This window comes from Microbacterium sp. Bi128, assembly GCF_918698205.1.
Window position 1 is genome coordinate 1 of record NZ_CAKKMM010000487.1, and the last position, 3,446, is coordinate 3,446.

Below are 3,446 nucleotides of genomic sequence, written 5' to 3' on the forward strand. Positions count from 1 at the left end.
GAATCTCTGGAAGAAAGTTTCGCGGTGTGGTGCCGGTGGTGCTGGTGCCGGGCGGGGGCTGCCGGGTCGCGGCGCCCCCGCCGGGCGGTCGGCCAGATCAGCCTGCCGGGCTGGCCGGGCTGTCGGGCTCTTTGGTGGGGCTGGGTTGGTCAGGCGTCTGCGGTGAGGGCCTGGTCGGTGAGGGCGAGTTCTTCTTCGGCGGTGTAGTTGCCGACGCGCTTGCGGCCGACGGCGAAGTAGTAGGCCATGAACAGGGCCACCATGATCACGGCGATGACGAACGCGAGGGGGAAGCTGACCAGGGCTGCGGGGATCAGGATCCCGGCCAGGATCAGGGCGATCCACATCGTGACGCGTCCACCGCGTGCCTTGTAGGGGCGGTGCAGGTCGGGGCGCTTCTTCCGCAGCACCAGGGCTGCGGCCATCATCAGCATGTAGGACACGGCCGCGACGAGCACGGAGAGAGTGACCAGGACCGGGATGGCGTCCGGGAGGATGGTGGCGCCCAGGATGACGAAGACGAAGCCGATGACGCCGGGCACGATCAGCGAGCCGACCGGGGCGTGATGCTTGTTGAGCTTGGACAGTGATGCCGGCAGGTAGCCTGCACGGGACAGGGCGAAGGTCTGGCGTGAGTAGGCGATCACGATCGCGTGGAACGAGGCGACCAGGGCGGCGAGGCTGAAGATCGCGATCACCGGGACGATCCAGGTCTGGGATCCCACGACGTTGGACAGGGCCACGGTCAGCGGGGCCGCTGCGCCGGGGAAGTCGGACCCGCCGACGCCGGCGGCGACGGTGAGGGTGCCGAGGCCGATCACGGCGAGGGTGATGAAGGCCATGATCAGGGCCTTGGGGATGTCCTTGGCCGGGTTCTTGGTCTCTTCGGCAGCCATGGGGAGGCTTTCGATGGCGAAGAAGCACCATGCGGCGAGCGGCAGGGTGGCCCAGAGGCCGCCGATGCCGTTGGGCAGGATGGCTCCGCCCGAGTAGGCGTTCAGGTTATCCAGTGACATCTTCGGCGCACCGATCACCATGAAGACAATGAGGCCGACGACCGCGACGGCGGTGAACACGAATTCGATCTTCATCGAGTTGCCGGCGCCCAGGAGATGGACCACGGTCGAGCCGATGTAGAGGACTGCGGCGCTGACCAGGACCGGCACGTCGGGGAAGAGGACCTGCACGTAGGCGCCGACGGTCAGCGCCACCGCGACCGGGGCAAACACGAATTCCAGAAGGACGCTGACTCCGGCGAGGTAGCCCCAGACCCGGCCCAGTGCTGTGCGGACGTAGGCGTAGGCTCCACCGGCGTGGGGTACTGCTGCGGACAGTTCGCCGATCACGGTTGAGAGGCCGGCGTAGAGCAGGCCCATGATCGCGATTGCGATCAGGTAACCCCAGTAGCCGGTCAGGCCCAGGCCCGCGTTCCAGCCGTAGTAATCACCGGAGATCACGGCGCCGACGCCGATGCCCCAGAGCAGGACGGGCCCTGCAACCTTGTGAAGATTCTTCTTCTTGTGCTCCGCCTGCACTGGCGAAATTGTGGCTTGTGACACTGACCTGCTCCTTTGCGGGTTGTATCCATCATCGGCGCCACGGGAGGTGGGCCGTCTGATGTTTGACGAGGAAGCCGCGGGATTGCTCCGGTGGCTGGGTGCCGGGCTGAAATCAGCGCTCCGGGACCGGGTGTTTCGAAGGGGTGTTACGAACGGCCGCCGCGGGGGCGGCGGGCCTGGCTTTTCTCTGGCGTCATCGGCAGGGAAAGTGTCCGGAAGGGGCTTTCGCGACCTTGTTCATCAAGCATACCAAGTCGTTAGACGTCTGACAAGAGAAGGTTTTTGTTGTTTTCCGGGACGGTTAAGCGTGCAGGCCGGCCGCCGCGCGGGCGGCAGGAACTGCCCTTTTCATGACAGCATCGGCAGAGGCGTCATCGGGTACGGAGATCGCTTCCCGCTGGAGGCGCACGAATTCCTGATAGCGCTCCAGTTCGTCGTCGACGTCTTGCGCAGTCCAGTCCAGGGCCGGGGCCACGGCCCTGGCAACCTCGGATGCGGCTTCTTCGCCGAAATCCTTGGATTCAATGGAAATACGCAGGCGGCGCTCAAGGACGTCCTCCAAATGCAGGGCCCCTTCGTGCGTCACTGCGTACAGCGCTTCAGCCAGAAGGGCGCCGCCGCCGCCGCAGATCTCCAGCCCGAGCACCCTGTTCTCGGCCACAGGCTTCAGGACTTCAGCGGCCATGTTTCCGTATCGACCGACCAGGCGTGCTGCGTGGCTGGACGGCAGTCCGAGGGTTTCGAGCATGTAGGCGCAGACGCTTTCAATCTCGGCGGCAACGAAGTTTTCGCCACCGAGGAGGGGCAGGTCCAGTGTTTGCGAGGGGCGGGCAGTGCTTCGCCCCTGTGTCGCGGCGTCCACAGCGTCCTTTGCCATGACCCTGTAGGTGGTGAGTTTGCCGCCGGCGATCACCGCGATGCCCTCGTGGGGCACGTCAACGACGTGTTCCCTGCTCAGCTGCGCGGTCGAGCCTGCCTTGCCTTTCACGAGCGGGCGGAGTCCGGCGTAGACACCGAGGATATCCTCGTGGACGATCGGGACCTCGAGCACCTTGTTGACGTGATCGAGCAGGTACTGGACGTCCGCGGAGGTGGCGGAGGGATTCGTTTTTCCCAGGTCCCATGGCGTGTCGGTGGTGCCGATGATCCAGTAGTTGCCCCAGGGGATGACGAAAAGGACACTTGCCCCTGCCCGCAGGATCAATCCCATGGTGGACGGGAAGCGATCACGGTCAACGAGGATATGAACCCCCTTGGACATGGTGACTTCGACTGCCGAGTCGACGCCGATCATGGTTTGCGATTCTGCGGTCCACACACCCGTTGCGTTGATGATGGAGCGGGCCCGCACCTCGAACCGCTCACCCGTCTCTTCATCCGAGACGAGTACTGTGTGGTCCGCGCTGCCGGTGCCGGGCATGATCTCCACTGCGCCGGCGCGATTCATCGCATGGACGCCCCGCGACACCGCAGTGCGCACGATCGTTGCGACCAGCCTGGCGTCATCGACCTGGGCATCAAAGTAGCTGATGCCCCCACGGCATGCAGCGCGGTTCAGGCCGGGCAGTTCAGCCCTGACGCGCTTGCGGCTGAGGTGGCGGTGCAGGCCGACGCCCGGGTGGCGGCCGCCGGCATAGCTGAACAGGTCATACAGGGCCATCCCGGCCCCCACATAAAACCGCTCGGCCAGCGGCGCGGTGACGGGGTAGAGGAACGAGACAGGCTTGACGAGGTGGGGTGCGATTGCGCGCAGGAGAAGGCCGCGCTCCACAAGAGCCTCCTTGACCAGCTTGAAGTTGAGCTGCTCAAGGTAGCGGATTCCGCCGTGCACCAGCTTGGAAGACCGGCTGGAGGTGCCGCTGGCCCAGTCGCTCTTCTCGATAATGC

At 65.2% G+C, this 3,446-nt stretch carries 2 protein-coding genes; both read right to left on the reverse strand.

Annotated elements, in window-relative coordinates:
* Window positions 1–149: 149 nt before the first annotated feature.
* Window positions 150–1,535 (reverse strand): ethanolamine permease, encoded by a 1,386-nt coding sequence (gene eat / locus LQV45_RS21580; RefSeq protein ID WP_230008755.1) that lies wholly within the window; start codon window positions 1,533–1,535, stop codon window positions 150–152.
* A gap of 325 nt (window positions 1,536–1,860) precedes the next feature.
* Window positions 1,861–3,446: glycerol-3-phosphate dehydrogenase/oxidase (locus LQV45_RS21585; RefSeq protein WP_230008756.1), on the reverse strand; the 1,586-nt coding region annotated here is incomplete at its 5' end.